The sequence below is a fragment of the Shewanella sp. UCD-KL21 genome (genome assembly GCF_001957135.1).
Lineage (GTDB): Bacteria > Pseudomonadota > Gammaproteobacteria > Enterobacterales > Shewanellaceae > Shewanella.
The window spans coordinates 350,374-373,073 of the sequence record NZ_MPHK01000001.1 but is presented as its reverse complement, the minus strand read 5'-3'; the positions used below and the strand labels follow the sequence as shown (position 1 = coordinate 373,073).

The following is a 22,700-nucleotide window of genomic DNA, read 5'->3' as shown; positions in this document are numbered from 1 at the left end:
ATGTTCAATCCTAAAAATTTTAACATTATTGATCTATCCGTAACCTTAGAAAATAACCCGCATTCGGACCCTAAACCCTTGTTACCGCATATTGATTACATGGATCACCAACAGGGTTGGCCAGAGATGGAAGCCATGTTCCCGGGGCTTAAGAAAGAGCAAATGCCTGGAGATGAATCATGGGCTGCAGAGCGTTTAAATATTACCACCCATAGCGGCACCCATATGGATGCACCTTGGCATTACGCCTCAACCACAGATGGCGGCAAACCTGCTTATGGTATTGATGAATTACCACTTGAATGGTGTTTTCAGCCAGGTGTAAAACTTGATTTTAGGCATTTACCTGATGGTTATGTTGTGACCGCAAAAGATGTTGAAAATGAATTAGCTAGAATCAACTATGAATTACAACCACTTGATATTGTAGTTATAAACACTAGGGCTGGTTCAGTATTCGGTAAGCCTGAATACCTTGATGCAGGTGTGGGCATGGGGCGTGAAGCAACCATGTATTTACTAGAACGTGGTATTAAAGTGGTGGGTACCGACGCTTGGAGTTGGGATGCACCGTTTAAATATACCCGTGAGCGTTTTGAGGAATCTGGTGACGCTTCCATTATCTGGGAAGGACATAAAGCCGGTAGAGACATTGGTTATGGCCAAATAGAAAAGCTCAGTAACTTAGAGTCATTACCTGCTTCGGGTTTCTTAGTGTCTTGTTTCCCCTACAAAATTAAACATGCTTCAGCTGGATTTATTAGGGCTGTTGCATTACTTGAAAAGTAATACATTTTAATAAAAGGGCATTAGCCCATGATAATAATAAGGAAATAATATGTTTAAGTACTTTCCAACCAATTATGTTTGGAACCTGTCGGTTGATTTAGCAATCGAAATGGGCGCCCGAATTGGCGAAATTGAAGAAATGTGTGCTCCGTTAAAGGACGCTGCAAATCAACCAGATAAAGAAGGCGTTCAAGCATTTAGAGATACTTGGGCCAAAATGGCTGACAAGCTATGTGTGTTGGCTGAAGAAGATGAATCTAAAGGACGTTTATTTTCAGCAGGTGAAAAATACAAGCGTGCGGCTTCTTATCTCATTACCTGTGAGCGCTTACAAGCACATAACTCTGAAGGGCGTTTAGATTTGTATAAACGCGAGTTAGCGTTATTCCAAAAATCAATTGAGCTTGGCCAAGAAAACTGCCAACGAGTTGAAATCCCTTATGAAGGTAAGCATCTTTCTGCCTTATATGTAAAAGCTGAAGGCGTAGACGGCCCCGCGCCAATTCTAATTCAGGTTAACGGCCTGGACTCAACCAAAGAGATGAAGTTTCGTGTTGGCTTACCAGAATGGTTAGCTAAGCGTGGCGTGTCATCGTTAATTGTTGACCAGCCTGGTACGGGTGAAGCACTGCGTTTACAAGGACTGCATGCTCGTTTTGACAGCGAACATTGGGCAAGCCCTGTTGTGGATTGGCTTGAAGCACATGATGAAGTAGACAACAGTCGCATTGGTATGGAAGGGGTGTCATTAGGTGGTTACTTCTGTCCTCGTGCTGTAGCAAACGAGCCACGTCTTGCTTTAGGTGTGTGTTGGGGGGCCAACCATGATTGGCGTGACGTGCAAAAACGTCGTTTAGAAAAAGAAGGTGACTTCCCTGTGCCGCATTACTGGGCGCATGTGCAATGGGTTTGGGGCGCTGACAACATGGAAGAATTTATGGCGCTTGCTGAGAATGTGCATTTAGATGGTCAAGTTGAAAAAATCAATGTGCCGTTTTTAGTTACCCATGGCTCTAAAGACTCACAAATTCCATTGAAGTGGGCACAACGAACCTACGATCAATTAGTCAATAGCCCTAAGCGCGAACTTAAAGTGTTTACCGAGCGTGAAGGCGGTGTACAACATTCAAGCTTCGATAACAGCATTAACGCAGGACACTATATTGCTGACTGGGTAGCTGAAACATTTAATGCTCGCACAGCATAAGAGGATAAATATAATGAAAATAATAGGTCCAGATAAATTAATCTTCGGTGTTGAAGACGTCGAAAACTGCAAGCAGTTTGCCTTAGATTATGGCTTACAAGCCCAAGACGAAATTAACTATGTTGCCCTTGATGGCACAGGTATTGAAATCCGCGCGAAGGACGATCCAAGTTTGCCCGCGCCATTGGCTTCTGGTGCGATGATCCGTAAAACCATTTATGGTGTTGCTGATCAAGTTAGCCTTGATGAAATTAATGCTGAACTTTCTAAAGATCGTCAAGTAAAAGTACTTGAAGACGGTAGTTTAGAAGCGGTTGACGATTTAGGCTTTGTTTTAGGTTTTCAATTAACCATTAGAAAGCCGCTTAATCTAGCAGCGGAAAAAGTGAATGCACCGGGTGATATTAACCGTGGTATTAACCAAGTTGGGGTAAATAAAGAAGGTAGCCCTGACGTTCGTTCATTATCCCATGTGGTTTATTTTGTTCCTGACTCAGTTAAAGCAGAAGCATTTTATAATCGTATCGGCTTTAAAACCACAGACAGATTTACCGGCGTTGGGCCATTTATGCGCCCAGCAGGTACAGAAGATCATCACACTTTATTCTTTATTCAAACACCGCCACATATGCAAGGTTGTGAGCACTTTACTTTCCATATGGGCGGGCCTACTGACGTGGTGCGTGCTGGCACTAATATGGTCAATAAAGGCTATCAAAGCTTTTGGGGCCCAGGTCGTCATATCTACGGTTCTAACTGGTTTTGGTATTTTAAAAGTCCATTTGGTTGCAACATGGAATATGACGCTGATATGGATCAACACGACGATGTTTGGCAAGAGCGTGAATCAATAATTGGTGCAGATAATTCCCAAGCATTTTTATTGCAATACCGTGAGAAATGGGCGCCTGCAGGCGGCCCACCACCAAAAGCATAACGATATGAAAAGGTTATTGTTAGGCAGCCTCGATGATATTGCCGATGGACAAGCAAAAGGGTTCGATCCTGATAACACAGGAAATGACACCTTATTTATTGTTCGTAAAGGGCGTGAGTTATTCGCTTATCGAGATATTTGTCCTCATTACAATGACACTTCATTACCGTGGAAACAGCACCAATATCTTGATGGTGCTGGTAACTACATAGTTTGCGCCGCACATGGCGCACTCTTTAATATCGATAATGGTGAATGTGTACAAGGTCCTTGTTTGGGGCAAGGCCTTGACAAAATACCCGTTCAAATTTCAGCTGAAAATGAAATATTTATTGAATCTACAATAATAAAGGAGTTCAAATTATGAACCCAAGTGTAAAGAATGTTTTGATTATCGGTGGTGGCTTTTCTGGAATGTCGGCTGCGATTGAATTAAGAAAGAACAATATTGAAACTGATTTGGTCGAAATCGACCCAAATTGGCGCACCGATGGTGCAGGGATCAGTATTGGTGGTGCGACTCTACGCGCGTTTAAAACCCTTGGGATTCTTGAAGAGTTCATTAAACAAGGTCATGCGCATAGTGGTCTAGATTTATATGCGCCTCACGGGCTGCATTTAGCGCATTTACCAACGCCTTTAATTGGCGACAAAGATATACCAAGTTCTGGTGCCATTATGCGTCCAGTTCTTGCCAAAATATTAGCTGATAAAACCCTTGAATCGGGTACGAATGTCAAACTCGGCTGCACTTATACTGACATGGTACAAACTGATGATGGCGTTGATGTTACCTTCACTGACGGCACTTCAAAACGCTACGATTTAGTCATTGGCGCCGATGGCGTATTTTCCCAAGTACGTAAAACCTATTTCCCTGAAGCCGCAGAGCCACAATATGTTGGACAAGGGGTTTGGCGCGCAGTGTTACCGCGGCTACCAGAAGTTGAAAATACCATGATGTGGGTGGGACCTAATTTAAAAGTCGGTGTAAACCCAATGTCAGCTGATGAAATGTATTTGTTTTTAACCGAAGACAAAAAAGAACGTCAACATGTTGAACCTGAAGAGTATGTTGAAAAGTTAACTGCGTTAATGTCTACCTTTCCTGCGCCGTTTATTCAGAAATTAACCGCGATGATTAACGAAGATTCGCTTATTGATTTCCGTGCCCTTGGTAATTTGTTAGTGCCAGCGCCTTGGTATAAGAATCGCTTAGTCATGATTGGTGATACGGTTCATGCCACTACGCCACATTTAGCATCAGGTGCCTGCATTGGTATTGAAAGTGCCATAGTATTAGCCGAAGAACTGGCTAAAGAAGTAACAGTTGAGCAAGCATTGGCGGCATTCCAAGCCCGTCGTTGGGACCGTTGTCGTATGGTAGTTGAAAACTCAGCACGATTAGCGCAAATAGAAATTGAAGGTGGCGATAAGCAAGAACACACCGAAATTATGCGCGACTCAATGAGACAACTGGCACAACCGATTTAATAGCATTTCCCCTATGCTAGCCCAGCGTTAAGCGCTGGGCTTTTTTTATGTTAATTAATGAGGTTGCTGTTATTTATGGCTAGCTAAAAGGATAGGGCATTGATATCTCCAGCCTTTTATTAATTTACAGCTTAACCTTTTATTGGCTTAGGTTTAAAAAGTAGGCCTTCACTTTCGAGTAATTTTGCAGCCTGTTCATCACGCGCTATGGCGCGCTGCACGGCAGGACGTTGTTCCATTTTTTTTGCGTGCTCACAATAGTTTGGAAATTTATCGACGTGATAACCAGCGCCTTGAACACGCCAAAAACACCAATACAGGTATGCGTCCATTGCTGAGTATTGTTCTTTATACCACCAGTCTTGATGGCTTAATCGGTCATCTATTAAGTGAAAAAACTCATCCATTGCATTGATTGCAATATCTTGCACCCGTTTAGCATTTTCATCTCCGGCAAAAAAACTTGGCATACGAATACGAGTCACGAGTGGATGCAGGGTTGAATTACAAAAACATAAGTCAGCAATTTGTTTTGCTGAATCGAGTTCGTTACCTGTTTCAGGTAATAGCTTGCCGTGTAATTTATTTAAATAAGTGATGATGGCAACATTTTCAGTGAGAGCCTGATCGTTATAAACCAGCGCCGGTACTTTACCTTTAGGATTATTTAGTTTGTATTGCGGCTGTTTATGTTCGCCTTTCATAAACCGCACCACCCGCGATTCAAATTCAAGACCAAGCTCTTCTAATACAATGGCGCTGACACGAGCGCAACTACCGGGCGACATATAAAGTACGATATTACTCATTGGTATTTCCCTGTTTAAAAAAAATTATCTGCTAAATCTAAATTTAACTTATGATTTAACAGCTTTTTTTATTCATTTTTGATAATAGAGCATAACGAATTAACATTGGAAACACTAAACGCCAATATCAATACCACCTATCTGAAATGCCAATAGTTTATATCAATTAAAGCAATTTTTAGCCTCAGCTTTAATAAAGTAACTTGTATTAATAACAGTATTTCTATGAGAAAAAATATGATTAAACTCTACCATAACGACATGTCGGTCTGCGCTCAGAAAGTACGCTTGGTACTCGCTCACAAAGGAATAGATTGGGAAAGCATTCATTTAAACTTGCGTGCAGGTGATCAATTTAAACCAGATTTTAGAAAAGTAAATCCTAAAGCCATTATCCCGGTGTTAACTCACGATGACCATGTCATCACCGAGTCAAATGTCATTTGTTATTACCTTGACGAAGTATTCATGCAGCAACCCTTAATGCCACAAAGCCCGCTGCAAAAAGCGGAATTAAGAGGGTGGTTAACCCGCTTAGATGCCGGTTTACATGAACAAATTGCCATTATTAGTTTTTGTCTGGCTTTTCGTCATCAAATATTAAATCGTCATAGCACTGAAGCCGCCTTAGAAGATTTTTTAGCTTCGATACCTGATCCTGCGAGGGCAATACTCATGCGGGATATGGTGACAAACGGTACCTCATCACCACGATTACAATTAGCGATTCTCGCTTATAAAAAGTTGATAAAAGACTTAGCTAATTCACTTGAAAATAGTGACTGGATCGTAAGTTCGGGGATTAGCTTGGCTGATTACTCGTATATCCCCTACATTGAACGTCTAGAACAATTGCAACTAAATGGTCTGTGGGAAGACTATCCTCAAATAGAGCAATGGATAGTAAGAGTCCGAGCAACTGATGCATACCAAACAGCAATGGTTGAATGGCATAATCAAGATTATATTCAACTAATGGCACAAGCAGATGAGTTACCACCTTTATCAATTAATCGATGAGGGGGTAATCAGCATTGAAGTTATCAGTCTCTAATATGTGATCAACTTTGCTGCCATGCAAAATGCCGTTCACTTAAGGTGAGCGGCATTAGTTTATATAAAAGGTTAACTTTAGTGCACCTCAACGTAACCGGTATCGCAAGCATGTACTGCTTCATTTTTATATCTTTACTCTAATTCCCGTTGATTGGCATATATGGCAATTACACTGACTGGTTAACCCATAGTTCCTGTTAGATATGTTCAATTTACATCATTTCCTTTTACGGTTTTAGTCAGTAATCTGCCTCATATATTCAACTTAATATTGTTGTTAATTCAGCTGTAGCCAGCAACACTGAGTTTAGCCAATTAACAGGCCATTTACTGCGCCAGATTGTGAGTTAGTCAAAGCCACTTTAACTGTAGAAGGCCCAGAGATAAGTGAAGATTTATACCTAGATGCAGTAAGTCTTAGACCACAAGCTTTAATGCCAAACACTGATAGTTTTGGAGATAGCCTTTTAGCTAACAGTGACTTTGAAATTGATGCTTCATGTTGGCATGGTTACGACACATCAGATGTTTCAATAACAACTAAGGTATTTGCAGGTACGCAAAGCTTAGTGGGTACTGCACGAACCCAAGAATACCAAGGTCCTTCAACAAATATATTGAGTCTGGTTGAGTCAGGCCAAACTTATCAATTGTTTGCTCAAACGGCAATTAGTGAAGGTTTAGCTCAAGTTAAAGCGACAATAAGTTCAACTTTTGAATCGGGGAAAATGGTTGGGCAACGTGGAGCAAATATTGAACAAAGCACTGATTTTGCGCATACCGGTGATAAGTCTGCGTTAGTTAATTCGCGCACCAATGATTGGCAAGGGCCTGTATACGACTTTTTTGGTCAAGGCGTTGCCAATACTACTTATGATATGAGCGGTTGGATAAGAGTTGCAGGTTCAGAAAGCGAAAATGTAAGTATTAACATCAAACAAACTTGTGAAGACTCAGAGGCAGTTTACACTGATGCAGGCCCTGCAGTTATAGTATCAGACAGTTATTGGACATTAGTAAGTGGCACATTTACCACCCCTGATTGTGAATTAACTGAGCTATCAGTTTATTTTTCTAACGCTACAGTTGGTGTCGATATATATTTAGACGACGCTGTACTTAAGTTGGCCTCTGTAGAATAAAATAGACTCTGTTTATATGCTAAATAAGTAAGCTAAAAATAATAATTAACATTAGTAAGCTAGTTTAGTTAATAACACCAAAATAAGCATGGGCTTATATCGAGTAGGGGGTATTAAAACAAGTTATGACCTCAGGCACTGTTTGTAGATTAATTGAAATCATCAGTTTTATTCTACATAACCTTTATAAGTCTATTTGTAATTTCATTAAAAGGAATGTTGATAATTAACCGTCAACATTCCTTTTATTTAAACTGGCAGCATTATGTTTTTATTAAAATCACATTATACTTGGTAAATATCGACATTAATCAAATGATAACAACGCAAAATATTCCATATTTTTAAATGATTAAAGCTATAGTGCTCGGGTTTTCATTCGTTACATTACGATTATTACCCAGTTTAACTTTATTATGCCGACCATAAATTTATTGTTTTTAGTTCTATTGTTTTCTGTGTGTTTACGAGATAATGGCGTTAAGTACTTAACAGAGAATTTATAATGGACAACCAGCAAGATAGTTACATGACTGAAGAAACTTTAATCGAAACAATCGAAAATCAAATCGTAGATGGTGAGCCCAAAAAGGTAAAAGAAACCTTAATGCGCTTAGTTATGACGGGCACACCACGTGAAGAAGCAGTTCAATGGATGGCCTGTGCCCTGGCGATTGAAGTATCTGATATTATGAAAAACAATAAGACATTCAATGGATTACGTTATATCCATTGAATGCGTTACCCAATTTGGATTGGATGACAGATGATTAGTATCAAAGCCTTATAAATACAAAATTAAATATAGCGGCCTAAATTGGGAACGTTAATATGCTCGATAAGCTTGATATAGTGCCCGGTTGACTCGGGGATGCTTAGCGTCTTGATAAGTTAACTTTGTAAAAAATGAGTGATACAGGCTCTAATCTAGTCTGTCATTTTCATTACCTTATAAATTTTTAACCATCTAATCATTAGGCTCCCAATAAGTTTATCTTCTATTGAGTATTCAAGGACACTTTACACAAATACAAGCGCATGTATTTTTTGCTAGTATTGTTAATTTTACTTTATGAAAATGTCAGTTAAATTTAATACTCAAATACTGTGCAAATAAAATGAACACGTATTATTTGTTTTTAATAGATCGTTCAGATGTAATAGATGAACATTATTCTAAAGTGTTTGTGAATTTTTAATTCATCAAGAAAAAATAGTTGTAGGATAGTAGAGGTTGTATGGTTGCGGTTAATAAATTATCTGACACGTTTTTACGAAAAATTTTGGGAAAACCCTATATAGGTAAATCTGTCATTGCTGATGGTGGTAGCTTATCTGTTCGTATTTCAAAGAAAGGTTTTATTGGTTGGGTATTTCGTTATAGGCTTGGTGGCCGAGAAACAAATCCTAAGTGGGTTAGTTTAGGGAAATATCCTGAAACGTCGATAAAGCAAGCTAGAGCTAAAAGGGATCAGTGTCGTAAATGGTTAGACAATGGTGAAGATCCAACTGTCGAGTTATCATTAGTTAAAGTTAAACGTAAAGAGGCTGTCACAGTTAAAGATGCGCTTGAATATTGGTTAGTGGAATATGCCACAGAAAATCGAAAAAATGTTGATAAACATAGAGCACAATTTTCTCGCCACTTATATCCTTATTTAGGTAAGTATCCATTAGAGAAAACAACCAAACCACAATGGCTGGAATGTTTTGACCGAATAAAAAAAGGTATTTCTAATGAACGAAAGGGAGCTCCTGTTGCTGCAGGTCAAGTCTTGCAAGCATCAAAACAAGCATTACTATTTTGTAGAAAAAGAGAGTATGCCAAAAGCTATGTTATTGATGACTTATCTATCACGGATGTGGGTAGAAAGCAGAATAAGCGGGATAGGGTACTTACTGAAATTGAATTACATGATGTTATTAACCAAGTTAAATGTGGATATTTTAAAGAATACTACAGCAACTTAGTTTGGTTGTTGATTGTATTTGGTGCACGAACACAAGAAATCAGATTATCAACATGGACTGAATGGGATTTCAACAAAGGACTTTGGACAGTGCCTAAAGTGAATAGTAAAACTTCAGAGTTGATTATACGTCCAATTCCAAAAAGTATTTATCCATGGCTTAAAACTTTGAAAGAAAAAAATCAAAAATCTGGGTATGTCTTAGGTGAGTTAAAACGATCAGAAGCAGTCAGCGCATATGGCAGTTCAATTTGGCAAAAATTAAATCATGAAACAAAGTGGACGCTTCATGATTTAAGGCGAACATTGGCAACTCGCCTTAGCGATATTGGTATAGCGCCACATATTGTAGAACACTTATTAGGCCATTCTATTAACGGTGTTGCAGGGATCTATAATCGCAGCCAGTATATAAATGAGAAAACAGTAGCACTTGAAAAATGGTTGAACATAATTTGTATATTAGAAGACTAACCAGTGATTATTCTGATCAAGCATAAACGGATATCTGACGTTGTCATTTTTCATAGTAAATTGGCATTTCTTTCCTGAATGTTACATGAAGTCGTTTATGCTTGTAATACTGGATATATTTTTAAATATCCACACTCATCATAATTTAGAATGGTAAAAATCATTCTACAACTGCGCTATTTAAACAAACACAAGGCTACTCATGCAATCGATTTTTCACTTATTCAGTAGCCGACACAATTGTACACTCGTATGGTGAAGTCTTGATCGTTATGGAACATTAATCCTGATTTTGGTTTTAAGCGATAAAGTAGTAGGCGAGTTGTAACGCAGAAAGCTGAATAACCTGGGTAGCGAATGCTAACGTTTGTGTTTTCAACTCAGTGGTATTAGTTTTGCTGACTCAATAATATATTCAGTTCTTTCACTTTTCTGTGTATAGTGACATTCTCATTATAGATAGGCCATAATGAGTGGGATCTATAAAGTCCTTTAATACTCTCAAAGCCCAAATATTGATCCAAAATCAAGTTGGAAGGTGTGTAGCAGCGTGTGTAGCACAACATTTCGATCGTATACATTTTCAGGTAAAATCTTATAAAATACAGTAAGTTAAAGTATCATAATTAGTTTATGAACAATGATCTAATTGATCCAGTTGATCTCATTACAATAGGGTTAGATCCTCTAAAAAGCTTAAAAAAGACTCTGAATAAGTTCTTCTAATAGATTTATGACATTCAAATATAGCGATTAAAAATCTCTCCTTTGACTTTAGATAATTTAAAAGACCACAAACTCTTTTTCAGCAGTAGTTAGTTTTAACCGCAGTTCATTTATAAGTCCATAACTGTAAACAAATCTCACGTTGACGTTCAAAATGTGTTTTTCACAAAATACATAACTCATTGAAATATGTGACAGTCAAAAGCCTGAGATTCTCAAGTTAAATGGCAGGTGTCACAATATGAAGTTGCGAATCCACAAAGATACACCTTATTTAACATAATATACATTGTGCGTAGTTATGTGTAGGAATATATGAAGGCTTTTAAAGCTACATTAGACAACTAACATAGCTTTTAAATATGCCCTTATTTTAAATTCTGAGCCACATAACCTTGATGACATCTTCAGATTTCACGTAGCGTTGCCTGTTAAATGTCCACATTTGATAACATTAATCAGCTAAATGATTAAATGGTTTATTTTGTGCACTTTGATCACGTTCAGTTTGACTAGTGTGCAAATATTGTGACGTGGTATCAATACTTTCATGGCCTGCATCAGCTTGAACATGTGATAATGGTCTTTGGTTTAAATTGATGTCATGAGTAATTCCGGTATGACGAATATTGTGTGCGGTCAGTTTTCTCATCAGTTGACTGTCATAATCAAAACCATCTTCAAACGCCTTATCTGCTGCGAGATTTATTAAGGTATTAATTTCTTCACGAATTTGTCTGATCCCTAGGTTAGCATTTAGCGTTCCAGAATCTCGACCATGACCCGCAGCTTTATGTCTAACAAAAATCGGATGCGTTTCATTGGCACTTGGTAATGCTGACAAGCCTAGATATTCTCTATAGGATTTAAGTCCTGTTAGTAACGATTTAGAAATAGCAATATTTCTTGCTTTGCCACTTTTAGAAAATGGTACATAAAAATACCAAACACCAGTATGCGGATTCTTTTTAAATTGACTCATTAATGGCGAGTATCCAGCTCTAGCGCTGATTTCAGAAATTCTAAGATAGCAGCTATATAGTAAATTAATTAAAAACAAGCTACGTTGATGTTTTTCTGGCTGTGATATTGCTAACTCAGAAACTGTTGAAACCACGTATGACCATTGTAGTTCAGTAAAAGCATGATGATTATCATCGTCATCTTTTATGTATTTTTTCTTAACTGCAAAACGACTGTGTTTGAGCCATAATTGTGCAGGATTTTTCTCAGTGTATTCTTCACTAATTAAATAACTATACATTGATGACACTATGGCTATTTTGGTTTTTAGTGCATTATCACTCAAACTATACGGTTGTGGTTTTCCTAGTATTTTTTTACCTACAAATGGCCGCCATTGTGGATTTGGAACTCTTTCATTTATGGTTTTTTCCAGCTTAAATTGTGGCACATTAAAATAACCGATTAGCTCATTGGGTGGCGTTTCGCAGTATGCAATATACCTGGCGATATCTTTTCTAGTTACCAGTATTGGCGATATAACAGCCACATCAAAACACCAATGTAGAAATGTGGTTAATTCACTTCGGTAGGCTTTATAGTTATTTTCGCTATGCCGTTGCTCATATAACCAATCGGAGCAATGTTCAATAATTAACCCGGCATCAGTTACATTATCAAGGGAAATTTGAGTGATGTACTGATTAACGACACTATTACCTTCAAGTAAGAAGTTAGCTGAGTCAAAAAGCGGTAAAACTGGTGGTAGAGTGTAATCCATATACTTTATATTCAATTAAAACATGTATTTATTCTAGCATTATCAAGATGCCGATAACGTTATTTATCGGCATTAAAATCAATTTTTTTACTACTAGAATCCCATGACGTACTTACGAATCTTTGATTTGTAAAATTCCACGTTTAACTAATAAGTCCTTTATTCTTAGTATTTCACTCTCAATTGTATGCAGTTTTTGTTTGATATCTTCAATGTTCGATGCGTTTTTCTCAATCCATTTAAACGTTTCCCCAATAACAGCAGCACCTGTCGAAAACGATATCCCTTTCAATGCATGTGCTCTGGTTCTTATCAAATCAGATTGCCCTTCCTCTACTGCTTCAACCAACTTTTTAGTGTCTTGGGTAACACTATTCCAATACATTAATAAAATTTCGTCAGTTATTGTTTTATCATTGGTACCAATAATTTTAATTAAGTGCTTAAAATCAATACTATCATTAGCCTTATTGCGCTCAGCACAATCTACAACCTCCCCTAAAGCTTGTGTATTTTTGTCCCGGCTCATATATTTACTCAGGGCAATTTTTAGCATTTTTAATTCAACAGGCTTAGCAATATAATCATTCATCCCTGCCCTAATACAATTTTCAAATTCACCAACTAGCGCATTGGCTGTGACGGCAATAATCGTCGTTGGGCTCAGCCCTTTACGACTTTCTTCTTTACGAATTTTTTTTGTTAGTGCAAACCCATCCATATTCGGCATATGACAATCAGTAAGTAATAAGCTGAACCTACCTGTTTTCCATAATTTATATGCAGCATTTCCATCTACTGCTATTTCATGTTCATAACCTAAACTTTCTAATTGATTGCTTAATACTAATCTATTGGTCGGTTGGTCTTCTGCGACCAAAATCAGCTTGTGATTCTGTTTTTTATGTACTTTAAGCGGTAGCTCTACCCTATGGGCTTCCTCGATTTCATCGTTTAGATCTAGCGTTGGGCTTTCAAGTTCACATAATACCGCTAAACCATGGATTAACTCGCTGGGTTTTAACGGCACACATTTGACCACATAGGTCAGTGGATCAATGTAGGCATTATTGTTTATCTGATGTGGATTCAAAATTAATGTTTTTAAGCTTGTTGATTCTAAAATATTATTTTTATCAGCTGCAGACGTAATCACTACAACTTGTTCATCTTTTATGGCGCACAAATTCTCTAGCTTATCAATTTCTATATGGCCAACATGCAAAGGGTTTAGTTGAGCGATTATGTCCTGACAACACTGGGAAAGTTCTTTCGATTCATGAACAATATAAAAACGGTATTCACTAAAATCTAAATGTTCAAATTCAGATTTCGCATTCTTATTTTTAGTGATGGGTATTGAAAGTCTAAAACAACTGCCCTTTCCTAATTGACTCGTTAATTTAATTTCACCACCCATTAATTCACTAAAGGATTTGCAAATACTTAATCCTAAACCTGTGCCACCGAATTTTCTTGTAGTCGATGTGTCAGCTTGAATAAAAGGTGTAAATAATTTTTCTTGCTGTAACTCTGAGATCCCAATACCGTTATCAATGACATCGACAACCAATGAAGTACTCATCCAATCAAATCTAGTTTTTAGAATTACTACTCCTTTTCTTTCTAAGCTAGAAAATTTTATCGCATTACCTACTAGGTTAAGAATTATTTGTCTGAAGCGTACGGCATCGATTTTTACCTTATCGGGGATTTTTAAGTCAGGACAAATATATAGCTGTATATTTTTTTTATTTGCATTGATACAGAGTGTATCTACCGTTCTTTCTATTAAAGAAAGAATGCTTACCGATGTCAGCTCTAGTTCGATTTGTCCTGATTCAATTTTTGAGAAATCCAGAATGTCATTAATAATATCTAACAATGAAAACGAGGAATCCTTTATCGTTGCCGTCATACGCTTTTGTTCTGTATCTAGGTGAGTTTGTCTGAGTAAATCAATCATGCCGATAACACCATTCATTGGTGTTCTGATCTCATGACTCATAGTTGCTAGGAGTCTAGATTTAGCTTCGTTAGCATGTTTTGCCGCTAGGGTTTCTTTTTCTAACTCGATTTGAATTAATTTTTCATGGGTAATATCAATATTGATGCCAAACATCATTGTTGGCGTATTATCTTCATTACAAGATACATTCGCCGCACACTGAACCCAAACTAATTCATTGGTTTCAACGTTAAAAACTCTAAACTCAATTTTAAAAGAGCACATGTTATGAATCGCAGCTAAAATATGATGTTTAATTTCTATAACGTCATCTGGATAAACAATGTTAAGCCAATCTTGGTAAACAAGTTGTTGGTCTAAATCAATCCCATATAGCAGGCGCGTACCTTCATCCCATTTTAATTTATTGGTAACTAAATCTAATGACCAATTATTTACACCTCCTGCTTCTGATGCGATAGTGAGTCCGGCTAATAGCTCTTCCCTTTCTTTACTTATATTAATTATTGCTGTTTCTATATTTTTACGATCTGATATATCTTCAATTACCGCGATCATATATATAGGTCGATTTGTGACATTATCACAGACTAATGATACTGATGTGTTCGCCAAAAACTTACTCTCGTCTTTCCTAACATACTGATTATCAGCATTAAAAGACTCAAGCTCTTTGTTAAGTAATTGCCTAATTAGCATTTCTGACTTTTCTATATCAGTATCTACTATCAAATCTTTTAATGATAACTTACAAAGCTCTTTTTCGTTGTAACCAAAAATTTCGCACAGCATTGGGTTAACTTCAACAATATACGAATCAACACTTACTCTTGCTATACCAATTGCAGCTTTATTAAAGGCTGATTTGTAAATCAATTCTTTATTAAATAGTTTTATATATAAATCTATTTCACGTTGTAATTGTTCTTGTTCACTGGTGATATCCCTTATTAGCGCGTGGTACAATGTTGTGTTTTTTTGTGGCAGCTTATTAATTGACATTTCGATAGGGATATATGAACCAACTTGATTCAAGAAATACAACCTTTCAGGTTTACTCTCTATTTTTTTAATTCGCTCAATCATTGTGTTAGTTGTTTTTTGATGAGTAGGTTCAGTAAAAAATAAAAATAGTGATAAATGACTGGTTATTATGTCTGCTTTACAATAACCAAAATAGCTTTCGACTTGTTTATTTACATTTAAAATAAAACCGTCTTTGTCTATTAAAATATAACCATCTTTACTTAATTGTGAAATGATATGTTCATTAAAGACATTAAATGTTTTTTCGATTTGCTCATCATTCAGATTTTTAGGTATAACTTCTTTTTTAGAGTGGGTACTTGGGCAGTCGTTAATAGCTAGTTCATGTTTATTAAACTTACTTAAATGTAGGTAAAAGATTAACAGCCAAGCAGTAACGAAACAAGTAAGTGCCATTATATTGCCAGCTAAAAAAACAGTAGCAGCAAGCAACAAAGTTCCATATATTATAAAAATAATAGCAAACTTTTTAAGCTCCTTCACATGTTAATTCCCTTTGAAATTTCACCCCGTAATCAAGCCCCTCCTTATTAATAGTCGCTATGATTTTATTGGCAGGGAAAGGTTTACAGAAATAAAATCCTTGAGCAATATTGCAACCCAGTTTCTTAATTACATCCACAGTTTCTTTTGATTCAACGCCCTCTGCAACAGCTGTCATTTTAAGATCATTGGCAAGTAAAATACTGCGTGTAAACAAAGCTTGAGACTTAGTATTGGTAACAATATTTTCAACAAAGCATCTGTCTATTTTCAGTTCATGAAAAGGTAACATATGTAATTGTTCTAGTGAGGCAAAGCCTGTACCAAAGTCATCGATTGATAGTTTAAATTTCATCATCCGTAATCTCAGTAAAGCTACAATCATCACCGATGGGTTTGAGGGGATCGCTGTTTCAGTAAGTTCGCAAGTAATTGAACTGCTTGATATATTATGTTTACTTGTTACTTCTTCTAACCAAAAAGGCAAGTCTTCTTCATCAAGAACTTTACCTGATATGTTAATTGATAAATTTAAAGTCCGGTATTTTACATCTAATTGAGAAAAGTTTTTTATGGCATCTTCAACAACAGCTTTGGTAATGCGTAGAATAAATTTATTTTCTTCTGCTGCATGTATAAATTGAGAAGGCGAAATCACTTTATCACCATCAACTATTCTTGCTAATGCTTCAAAGCCACAAATTTGCATTGTGTCAAGATTATATTGTGGCTGTAAATAAGCGAGCACATTACCTTTATTTAAGTGGTATTCTAATTGTTTCGATGTGAGGGTTGCGATGACTTGTGTTTGAGGCTTGTTATCAGCATTACAGGCTTTGACTAAAAACTCACTCAGCATTGTTGCGGTGATGGGTTTACGCACGACACCAAGAATATTAAGATGATAATAAGTTGCTAATACTTTAGCAGAATTAAGTAACGTTTCACCTTCTCCGCTAAATAATACAATAGGGCTGGTATATTGAATTTCGATGAGCCGTTGAAGTAAATATAATCCATCTTTAATGGGCATATTTAAATCACAAAATATCAAATCAAAATGTTTTTGTTTGATTAAATTAAATGCTTCTAATCCATCAGCAGCTTCGATGATTTCAAAAGATCCTAGTTGTTCTAGACTTCTTGTGAAAATTCGTCTAACTATTGGCTGGTCATCTACTACTAAAATTGAGTTAATATGCTTTTTCACTCAGTTCCACCCATCGAATGTCCATTTCTTACTATGAGTATAGACCACTTATACAAAACAGGTAGATAAACTAATTTCTATATTTTTAGTATTTTACAGACAGTAAACTTACGCTAGTATCCTTTAAATTAATTAGCGAATTGTCAAAAAGTTATTATTAATAACGTTATGTTATTAAACAGTTATTTTTCTAACCATGCTAACGCTTTTGCTTTTTCTTCAAAAAACTGTATCTCACCACTCATAAACCAAGCTGCAACTTTAGCACTATAATTTTGCCAATTTTTATTACCCCAAATAGCCACTTTTTTAAATTCATTATTATGTTGCAGGCCAAATTTTAAATCATCCCAGGCTGCTCTAAGTTCCCAGCCATCAAGTTCAGTTCCATCAATAAACACGTTTACTTTTGGGTGTTTTACCTCAGCTAACGCCGCATCGAGTAATGGCGTTATCACTAAATAATCGTTATGTGTTAAAGTGCCAGTCGCCTTTAATGATAAGTACACATCGTCGTTAACCCGTTCTATACCAATACTCAATCCATGTGTTTTTACAGATGACATAATAAACCCTTTTTTATTTGTGGGTATAATTAAATTTAGCAGCTTTCAAGCATAATAAAAGTTTTTGTCAGCTTTTATTGTTCATCTGATTAGATAGTGATTTATTTTACGAACTTATCTCTACTTGTTTATAAATCTTGCGTTTGTAACAAAAGGCTTGTGATTACTGTTAAGGGCTATGTTATTGAAAGATATGTTTTAGTTAAAATAAAAGCACTTACTAAAGCTGTGCCGCCTTGCAAGTTATAACTAAGTTACTTGTCTAGCTTAACAATATGGGTTCTTTCTTGTTCACACTCATAAGATCCCATTTCAAACTCACGGCAAATCCACGGTCTATTTTCATAAATAGTGCACATTAATGTTTCTCTATCTACCGCTGCACACCATCCATCATCTAATCGTTTCATGGTTTGGCTACCCCAGCTGTCTTCACTGATGTATTGTTCTGGTACACCGGTGTCAGAAATAATCATGACTTCAAGTTTACAGCAGCATGCTTGGCAACTTGAACAGGTGATTTCTGGATCAACAATGGTCATGATTTCAATAGTCATAATTTACAGCTTATAAGTAATGGCAAGGTTGAAGTGGCTTTTGAGGTTATGTTTTACGTTTTGGTTAAACCTAGAGTATTAACCTAACTATATACTGCGGATAATAGCTTAACGACGTGTTATTCACTATGACAATCGTCATTTAAAGACTCAATTTATCGATGTTATGCCATTCTTTGTCACTGACAAGCCAAGCTGATGAAACATCCATCAGCTATTGAACGAATTGACCTCTGCTTCAGTAAGGTAACGCCATTGATCACTGGCGGTATTTAATTTGATCTCACCTATTTGTTCACGATGAAGCTGGGTTACTTTATTGCCTACAGCAAAAAACATGCGTTTAACTTGATGGTAGCGACCTTCAGTAATACTGAGTAGTACCTGCCGTTCGTTTACTGTTGTGATTTTGGCTGGCAATGTCGGTTTTGTTTCACCGTCCAGTAAAATCCCCTGCTCTAACTGTTTAATCGCTTGAGTTGATAGCGGTTTTGCTAAACTTACCCGGTATAGTTTCGCGCAGCTCATTTCAGGGCGAGTAATATTAAAAGACCATCGACCATCATCAGTAATGAGCACTAAGCCCGTTGTATCGGCATCAAGCCTGCCAACAATATGTAACTCGTCTTTATTATCGATATCAATATCGTTAAACAATGAAGGATAATGGCCATCGACATTTGAACAAATCTTGTCTGCCGATTTATGCAAAAGTAGATATCGAAATGGCCTTGGAGTTAACGTCTGATGATTTAACTGTATGAGGTTATTCTCATGGACTTGGTGTTTTACATCCTTGATAACCCCATGATTAACACAAACTTGCCCAGCTTCAATCGCGGTTATCACCTGAGCTTTAGTCAGTGCAGTGCTTCTTAATACAAATTTATCTAAACGCATAAGGTCCTAATACAATTGCCAATAATCGCTTCAAATAACTCGTTTAATTCCAGCTTTGTTCAATTGCGGTCGATAATGCTGAAGAGTAAGTTGATAAAATTGCGGTGTGGCCCGCGGTAAACATAACAAACGAAGCGTCTGTCGGCTCTGTAATACCTGTGCTAGTTACATTGACGTCTAGGGTTGGGAATAACATGGTTTTAGATGCAATGATAATATCTTGCGCTTCGGTCAATGAGTATTCTGTATTGGTAAATTCTGCGGACGATAAAATGGACAACTCTGAATCTGACACTTCTTCAATTGTGGTGGCGTTTTCTAATGCAAGCACGGACGCTTCACTTGAGTCTGCTAAATTTGCAGTTGAAAAATCAGCGGGCTCAGACCATGTATAGCTATAACCGCTATCAAAATCATATAGCCGGCTATTTTCAAATTCAATTTTTGCTATTGCGCCATCAGCAGGCAAATGAAAAATCACTCGGCTAGCATTGGTACTTTTGGCATAACTATTTTTTAATAACACATCATTAAAAGTGTATTCTACTCTTAGTTCTAGGGCATTTTCGTCATTGTAAGTGCTGACACAATGAATGCTGATGTTGTCGGTCGCGTTACATAAACGTTTAATGGTCGTTTCAGACAACCCCAGTTGTTGAGCATCAGAGCTAAAGTTTTTGTCTATTTTTGAGTCTTCATCGTCGTCTTCGGGATGTAAAATACCGTCGATGAGATCACAACCGCCAAGGTTCAAACACAACACGCTAAAAGCAACCAGCTTAATTTTTACATCCATTTAACTTCTACTCCAATATCAAATATCACCTTATTTCGACACGGTAGCATTGTTTTTATAGGTTAAATAGTAAAACCTAGCTTTATCATGCACGTTTTTAAAGCTTTAAACTTAAGTCAACATTCATGGTTATTTCAGCTCAAACGTCATTAACCTTTAAACCTCATTGTTTAAGTATTGCACACCTCATTAAACATAGCCTGTATATGTAGGGTTCAATCCTTCATATGGCATTCAGCATAGCGTTGATGATTGATTATGATGTGTTTAAACAAATCATCATAAACACTTAAAACAGCAGTTAACGACCTATTTAAAGTGGTTTAAAACATATTTTACGAATAAAAATTTTAGGGTATTAGAATGAAAAAGACTTTGGTTGCAGCATTACTTATTTCACTATCTGCAGGTGTTTCTGCAACGACATTGAACCAAGCAGCCCATCATAAATTAGACTCAGCAATGGAGCAGTTAATCACACTGGATGAGCAAACTGATATTCTTATCACTGTTGATAAAAATGCTAATTTTGAACGCGTTACCTATCAAGGATTTGTCAAAGATGTTTATAGCGAAATTTATACCACAAGCCACAAAGCTAAACAGCTGGGGCTTGAAAAAGTCAACAAATTCTATGTTTACAATGAATCTAATATAGATAAGTTAAGTGATAAAATTGCCGTAAAAATTGATCAAGATAAACCAAAGGCATTCTCTGTTGATTTGTATCGTAACTATCGCAATGACTCTGGTAAATTTAGCTATATCGCTCGTATTATTGAATACAAATAGACTTTTATTTAGCGGTGATTTTTTATTTAGATTAAGCAGGCTGTTGTACATCAGTCTGCTATAACCTTAGCTATCAATGCCTCTTGCTTGCACATTCCATTTCGGCTCTAGCTTAATAACCTGTTCAGATAACGCTGTTAATTGCCCTTGTTGTTCTTGCTTCGGCTGGGTTTTATTTTGCATTAAAACCACTTGTTTTTGACTCCTCCACCAGCAAACCAGCATGAACTCTACTTTTGCTTCTACGTTTGCATCTTCTTGGGCACTAGCTTGAGGCTTAAGTGAGCGACGAGGCCTTAAAAGCTGGCAGTCAACTAAGCCCTTTGCTGAGTAGTTGTCAAAGTAAAGTTGCTGCAGTTGCGCCATTTTCGCTAAATCAGCCACATAATGACTAAGGCTGATAATCTCGGCGTTGGGGTTTGCCACAACTAAGTTTGACGATGTTGGCAACATTTCAAAATACTTAACCTGGCAGGTTTGGTAGGTTTTACCCTGATGATTAGCGGTAAATATCTGATCGTGCGTGGTTTCCATGAAGGCAGTAACATCTTCAGTTGACTGCCAAAACCCGAAAAACACGGCGGTATTGATGTTTTTATCATGCAATGGTGCAGCATGGTTTTGCAATGGTAATTGACTTAAATCAGCGCGCCAGCCACCTACTTGAGCTAAAAATCCGCTACAATTTTCTAATTGCTGCCAAGCACATTGGCTTGCTGTAAAAGCGGCAACATTATCATCATCTACAGTGCAGCTAATCAGTTTTACAATTGTCATTGCCCATCCTTAAGCATTAAATTTAATCAGTTATATTATTTTGCTAATCGCTCTGCATAGCGATTAGCTAACAGTGCACAATAAAAAATCTGTATTGGGTGATACAGCATGATGGGTAACAAAATCATTCCCAATGCGGGATCAGATCCAAAAATAACCTGCGCCATAGGCACACCAGCTGCCAAGGTTTTTTTCGTCCCGCAGAACACGGCGGCGATTTCATCTTCCTTATTAAACTGACAGCGCTTAGCGCCCCATTGGATCCCATGCACCATAAACAACATCACCAGGGTACAAATTGCAATACAATATAGCAGTAACCAAGCTGAAAACTCACTCCAAATACCATTAATAACCGAATCACAAAAGGCATTGTAAACAATTAAGATGATGACGATTTTGTCTATTTTGTTTATCACGGACTTATGTTTCTCAATAAAGCGCAGTAATAACGGCCTTAAAAGCTGGCCCACAATCATTGGAATTAGTAATAGTTTGGCGATAGATAACACCGAATCCATCAGGTTTAATTCGGCGCCATCGAGATTCATAAACAGCTGAATAAATAAAGGCGTTATAAATACGCCTATAATGCTTGAAAGCGATGCATTGAAAATTGCCGCAGGTATGTTGCCTTTGGCCACACTTGTCATCGCTACCGAAGAAGATATGGTACTTGGCAATACGAATAAATAGCAAAAACCAAACGCTAGCGCCGCAGGCATAAAGGCTAAAAGTGAATCCCCAAAAAGCAGCCACAGGATCGGGTAAGCAATAAAAGTGGCCGTTTGAATATAAAGGTGCAGTCGCCAGTTAGTAACGCCCGCTTTTATTGCCTTAGGTGACAGGTTAAGCCCATGTAAAAAAAACACCATGGCAATACCAATAGCCGTTACTTGATCGAGCTGTAATATCCCACCAGACTTACCCACATCCGCTGACACCATAGCCAATGCAATCGCTGCAACCATAGCGACTAAAAACCATTCTTGTTTTAATTTACTCATTATATTCATATCAAAAAATTTAACCTTAACAGCTCTAAAACGTAAACTTATTTAAAAACCTTATTGCTACAATGATTTTTAGGTTGAATTTTTTTCATAACTTTTAATGTGTCGAATCAAAAGCAAACCTAGGGAGATCAAACACTGTTAGCAAGCATGACCACCAGCAATTTAATTTAACAGCCAAAATATAAACTTACGACTATTAAAATTGCTCTTTTATAAACCATTTCCTCGTTGGGGCGTAT

The 22,700-nt window shown here is 37.1% G+C and carries 20 protein-coding genes; 10 read left to right on the top strand and 10 right to left on the bottom strand.

From position 1 onward, the window contains the following. From BM739_RS01585 to BM739_RS01565, 5 genes are read left to right on the top strand one after another with little or no spacing between them, the layout of a single operon-like run. On the top strand, positions 1-789 hold the full coding sequence (locus BM739_RS01585) for a cyclase family protein (protein WP_076536576.1): 789 nt from the start codon (positions 1-3) through the stop codon (positions 787-789). Positions 790-838: 49 nt separating this feature from the next. Then, positions 839-1,996: a S9 family peptidase gene (locus BM739_RS01580; protein WP_076536574.1), complete on the top strand. Its 1,158-nt coding sequence runs from the start codon at positions 839-841 to the stop codon at positions 1,994-1,996. 13 nt (positions 1,997-2,009) lie between these two features. Further along, complete coding sequence (locus tag BM739_RS01575) at positions 2,010-2,933, top strand: VOC family protein (protein WP_076536572.1); 924 nt, start codon at positions 2,010-2,012, stop codon at positions 2,931-2,933. A 4-nt stretch (positions 2,934-2,937) separates the two neighbouring features. Further along, the gene (locus BM739_RS01570) at positions 2,938-3,300 is read left to right on the top strand and encodes a Rieske 2Fe-2S domain-containing protein (RefSeq protein WP_076536570.1); all 363 of its coding nucleotides are present in this window, start codon (positions 2,938-2,940) and stop codon (positions 3,298-3,300) included. Continuing rightward, positions 3,297-4,427 carry an FAD-dependent oxidoreductase gene (locus BM739_RS01565; RefSeq protein ID WP_076536568.1) on the top strand — a complete coding sequence of 377 codons (1,131 nt, stop codon included), beginning with the start codon at positions 3,297-3,299 and terminating at the stop codon, positions 4,425-4,427. Before BM739_RS01570 ends, BM739_RS01565 begins: the two co-directional genes overlap by 4 nt. Before the next feature lie 131 nt (positions 4,428-4,558). On the opposite strand, the gene BM739_RS01560 is transcribed toward BM739_RS01565, so the two are convergent. Beyond that, on the bottom strand, positions 4,559-5,236 hold the full coding sequence (locus BM739_RS01560; RefSeq protein ID WP_076536567.1) for a glutathione S-transferase family protein: 678 nt from the start codon (positions 5,234-5,236) through the stop codon (positions 4,559-4,561). Between the two features lie 237 nt (positions 5,237-5,473). Here BM739_RS01560 and BM739_RS01555 point away from each other — a divergent pair, with 237 nt between their 5' ends. The 4 genes from BM739_RS01555 to BM739_RS01540 all read left to right on the top strand — a co-directional run bounded on the left by BM739_RS01555 (position 5,474) and on the right by BM739_RS01540 (position 9,878). Continuing rightward, positions 5,474-6,256 carry a glutathione S-transferase family protein gene (locus BM739_RS01555; protein WP_076536565.1) on the top strand — a complete coding sequence of 261 codons (783 nt, stop codon included), beginning with the start codon at positions 5,474-5,476 and terminating at the stop codon, positions 6,254-6,256. 470 nt (positions 6,257-6,726) lie between these two features. Continuing rightward, the gene (locus tag BM739_RS01550; RefSeq protein ID WP_076536563.1) at positions 6,727-7,434 is read left to right on the top strand and encodes a carbohydrate binding domain-containing protein; all 708 of its coding nucleotides are present in this window, start codon (positions 6,727-6,729) and stop codon (positions 7,432-7,434) included. Between the two features lie 505 nt (positions 7,435-7,939). Continuing rightward, positions 7,940-8,170: a hypothetical protein gene (locus BM739_RS01545; RefSeq protein WP_175609476.1), complete on the top strand. Its 231-nt coding sequence runs from the start codon at positions 7,940-7,942 to the stop codon at positions 8,168-8,170. Between the two features lie 502 nt (positions 8,171-8,672). Beyond that, complete coding sequence (locus BM739_RS01540) at positions 8,673-9,878, top strand: site-specific integrase (protein WP_076536561.1); 1,206 nt, start codon at positions 8,673-8,675, stop codon at positions 9,876-9,878. A gap of 1,180 nt (positions 9,879-11,058) precedes the next feature. Here BM739_RS01540 and BM739_RS01535 read toward each other — a convergent pair. The 7 genes from BM739_RS01535 to BM739_RS01505 all read right to left on the bottom strand — a co-directional run bounded on the left by BM739_RS01535 (position 11,059) and on the right by BM739_RS01505 (position 19,876). Beyond that, the gene (locus tag BM739_RS01535) at positions 11,059-12,348 is read right to left on the bottom strand and encodes a site-specific integrase (RefSeq protein ID WP_076536559.1); all 1,290 of its coding nucleotides are present in this window, start codon (positions 12,346-12,348) and stop codon (positions 11,059-11,061) included. 112 nt (positions 12,349-12,460) lie between these two features. Beyond that, on the bottom strand, positions 12,461-15,847 hold the full coding sequence (locus BM739_RS01530) for a PAS domain S-box protein (RefSeq protein ID WP_076536557.1): 3,387 nt from the start codon (positions 15,845-15,847) through the stop codon (positions 12,461-12,463). After that, entirely contained in the window at positions 15,834-17,057 is a 1,224-nt protein-coding gene (locus tag BM739_RS01525; protein WP_083698032.1) for an EAL domain-containing protein, read from the bottom strand. Before BM739_RS01525 ends, BM739_RS01530 begins: the two co-directional genes overlap by 14 nt. Before the next feature lie 182 nt (positions 17,058-17,239). Next, positions 17,240-17,623, bottom strand: a complete 384-nt coding sequence (locus BM739_RS01520; RefSeq protein ID WP_076536555.1) for an STAS/SEC14 domain-containing protein — start codon at positions 17,621-17,623, stop codon at positions 17,240-17,242. Positions 17,624-17,877: 254 nt separating this feature from the next. Beyond that, entirely contained in the window at positions 17,878-18,180 is a 303-nt protein-coding gene (locus BM739_RS01515) for a YkgJ family cysteine cluster protein (protein ID WP_076536553.1), read from the bottom strand. Between the two features lie 210 nt (positions 18,181-18,390). After that, positions 18,391-19,080 (bottom strand): pseudouridine synthase, encoded by a 690-nt coding sequence (locus tag BM739_RS01510; protein ID WP_076536551.1) that lies wholly within the window; start codon positions 19,078-19,080, stop codon positions 18,391-18,393. Positions 19,081-19,123: 43 nt separating this feature from the next. Continuing rightward, positions 19,124-19,876 (bottom strand): hypothetical protein, encoded by a 753-nt coding sequence (locus BM739_RS01505; protein WP_076536549.1) that lies wholly within the window; start codon positions 19,874-19,876, stop codon positions 19,124-19,126. Positions 19,877-20,239: 363 nt separating this feature from the next. Here BM739_RS01505 and BM739_RS01500 point away from each other — a divergent pair, with 363 nt between their 5' ends. Further along, a complete protein-coding gene (locus tag BM739_RS01500) occupies positions 20,240-20,668 on the top strand; it encodes a hypothetical protein (RefSeq protein ID WP_076536547.1) in 429 nt (142 codons plus the stop codon). A gap of 66 nt (positions 20,669-20,734) precedes the next feature. On the opposite strand, the gene BM739_RS01495 is transcribed toward BM739_RS01500, so the two are convergent. After that, a complete protein-coding gene (locus BM739_RS01495) occupies positions 20,735-21,445 on the bottom strand; it encodes a DUF4937 domain-containing protein (RefSeq protein WP_076536545.1) in 711 nt (236 codons plus the stop codon). A 35-nt stretch (positions 21,446-21,480) separates the two neighbouring features. Beyond that, complete coding sequence (locus BM739_RS01490) at positions 21,481-22,452, bottom strand: bile acid:sodium symporter family protein (protein WP_254843439.1); 972 nt, start codon at positions 22,450-22,452, stop codon at positions 21,481-21,483. Positions 22,453-22,700 lie beyond the last annotated feature (248 nt).

Excerpts from the sequence above, each read along its gene's own strand:
- BM739_RS01535 (WP_076536559.1), bottom strand. The coding sequence starts at position 12,348 with ATGGATTACACTCTACCACCAGTTTTACCGCTTTTTGACTCAGCTAAC.
- BM739_RS01560 (WP_076536567.1), bottom strand. The coding sequence starts at position 5,236 with ATGAGTAATATCGTACTTTATATGTCGCCCGGTAGTTGCGCTCGTGTC.
- BM739_RS01490 (WP_254843439.1), bottom strand. The coding sequence starts at position 22,452 with ATGAGTAAATTAAAACAAGAATGGTTTTTAGTCGCTATGGTTGCAGCG.
- BM739_RS01570 (WP_076536570.1), top strand. The coding sequence starts at position 2,938 with ATGAAAAGGTTATTGTTAGGCAGCCTCGATGATATTGCCGATGGACAA.
- BM739_RS01585 (WP_076536576.1), top strand. The coding sequence starts at position 1 with ATGTTCAATCCTAAAAATTTTAACATTATTGATCTATCCGTAACCTTA.
- BM739_RS01495 (WP_076536545.1), bottom strand. The coding sequence starts at position 21,445 with ATGACAATTGTAAAACTGATTAGCTGCACTGTAGATGATGATAATGTT.
- BM739_RS01565 (WP_076536568.1), top strand. The coding sequence starts at position 3,297 with ATGAACCCAAGTGTAAAGAATGTTTTGATTATCGGTGGTGGCTTTTCT.
- BM739_RS01520 (WP_076536555.1), bottom strand. The coding sequence starts at position 17,623 with ATGTCATCTGTAAAAACACATGGATTGAGTATTGGTATAGAACGGGTT.
- BM739_RS01555 (WP_076536565.1), top strand. The coding sequence starts at position 5,474 with ATGATTAAACTCTACCATAACGACATGTCGGTCTGCGCTCAGAAAGTA.
- BM739_RS01540 (WP_076536561.1), top strand. The coding sequence starts at position 8,673 with ATGGTTGCGGTTAATAAATTATCTGACACGTTTTTACGAAAAATTTTG.
- BM739_RS01500 (WP_076536547.1), top strand. The coding sequence starts at position 20,240 with ATGAAAAAGACTTTGGTTGCAGCATTACTTATTTCACTATCTGCAGGT.
- BM739_RS01505 (WP_076536549.1), bottom strand. The coding sequence starts at position 19,876 with ATGGATGTAAAAATTAAGCTGGTTGCTTTTAGCGTGTTGTGTTTGAAC.
- BM739_RS01550 (WP_076536563.1), top strand. The coding sequence starts at position 6,727 with ATGCCAAACACTGATAGTTTTGGAGATAGCCTTTTAGCTAACAGTGAC.
- BM739_RS01580 (WP_076536574.1), top strand. The coding sequence starts at position 839 with ATGTTTAAGTACTTTCCAACCAATTATGTTTGGAACCTGTCGGTTGAT.
- BM739_RS01510 (WP_076536551.1), bottom strand. The coding sequence starts at position 19,080 with ATGCGTTTAGATAAATTTGTATTAAGAAGCACTGCACTGACTAAAGCT.
- BM739_RS01575 (WP_076536572.1), top strand. The coding sequence starts at position 2,010 with ATGAAAATAATAGGTCCAGATAAATTAATCTTCGGTGTTGAAGACGTC.
- BM739_RS01515 (WP_076536553.1), bottom strand. The coding sequence starts at position 18,180 with ATGACTATTGAAATCATGACCATTGTTGATCCAGAAATCACCTGTTCA.
- BM739_RS01545 (WP_175609476.1), top strand. The coding sequence starts at position 7,940 with ATGGACAACCAGCAAGATAGTTACATGACTGAAGAAACTTTAATCGAA.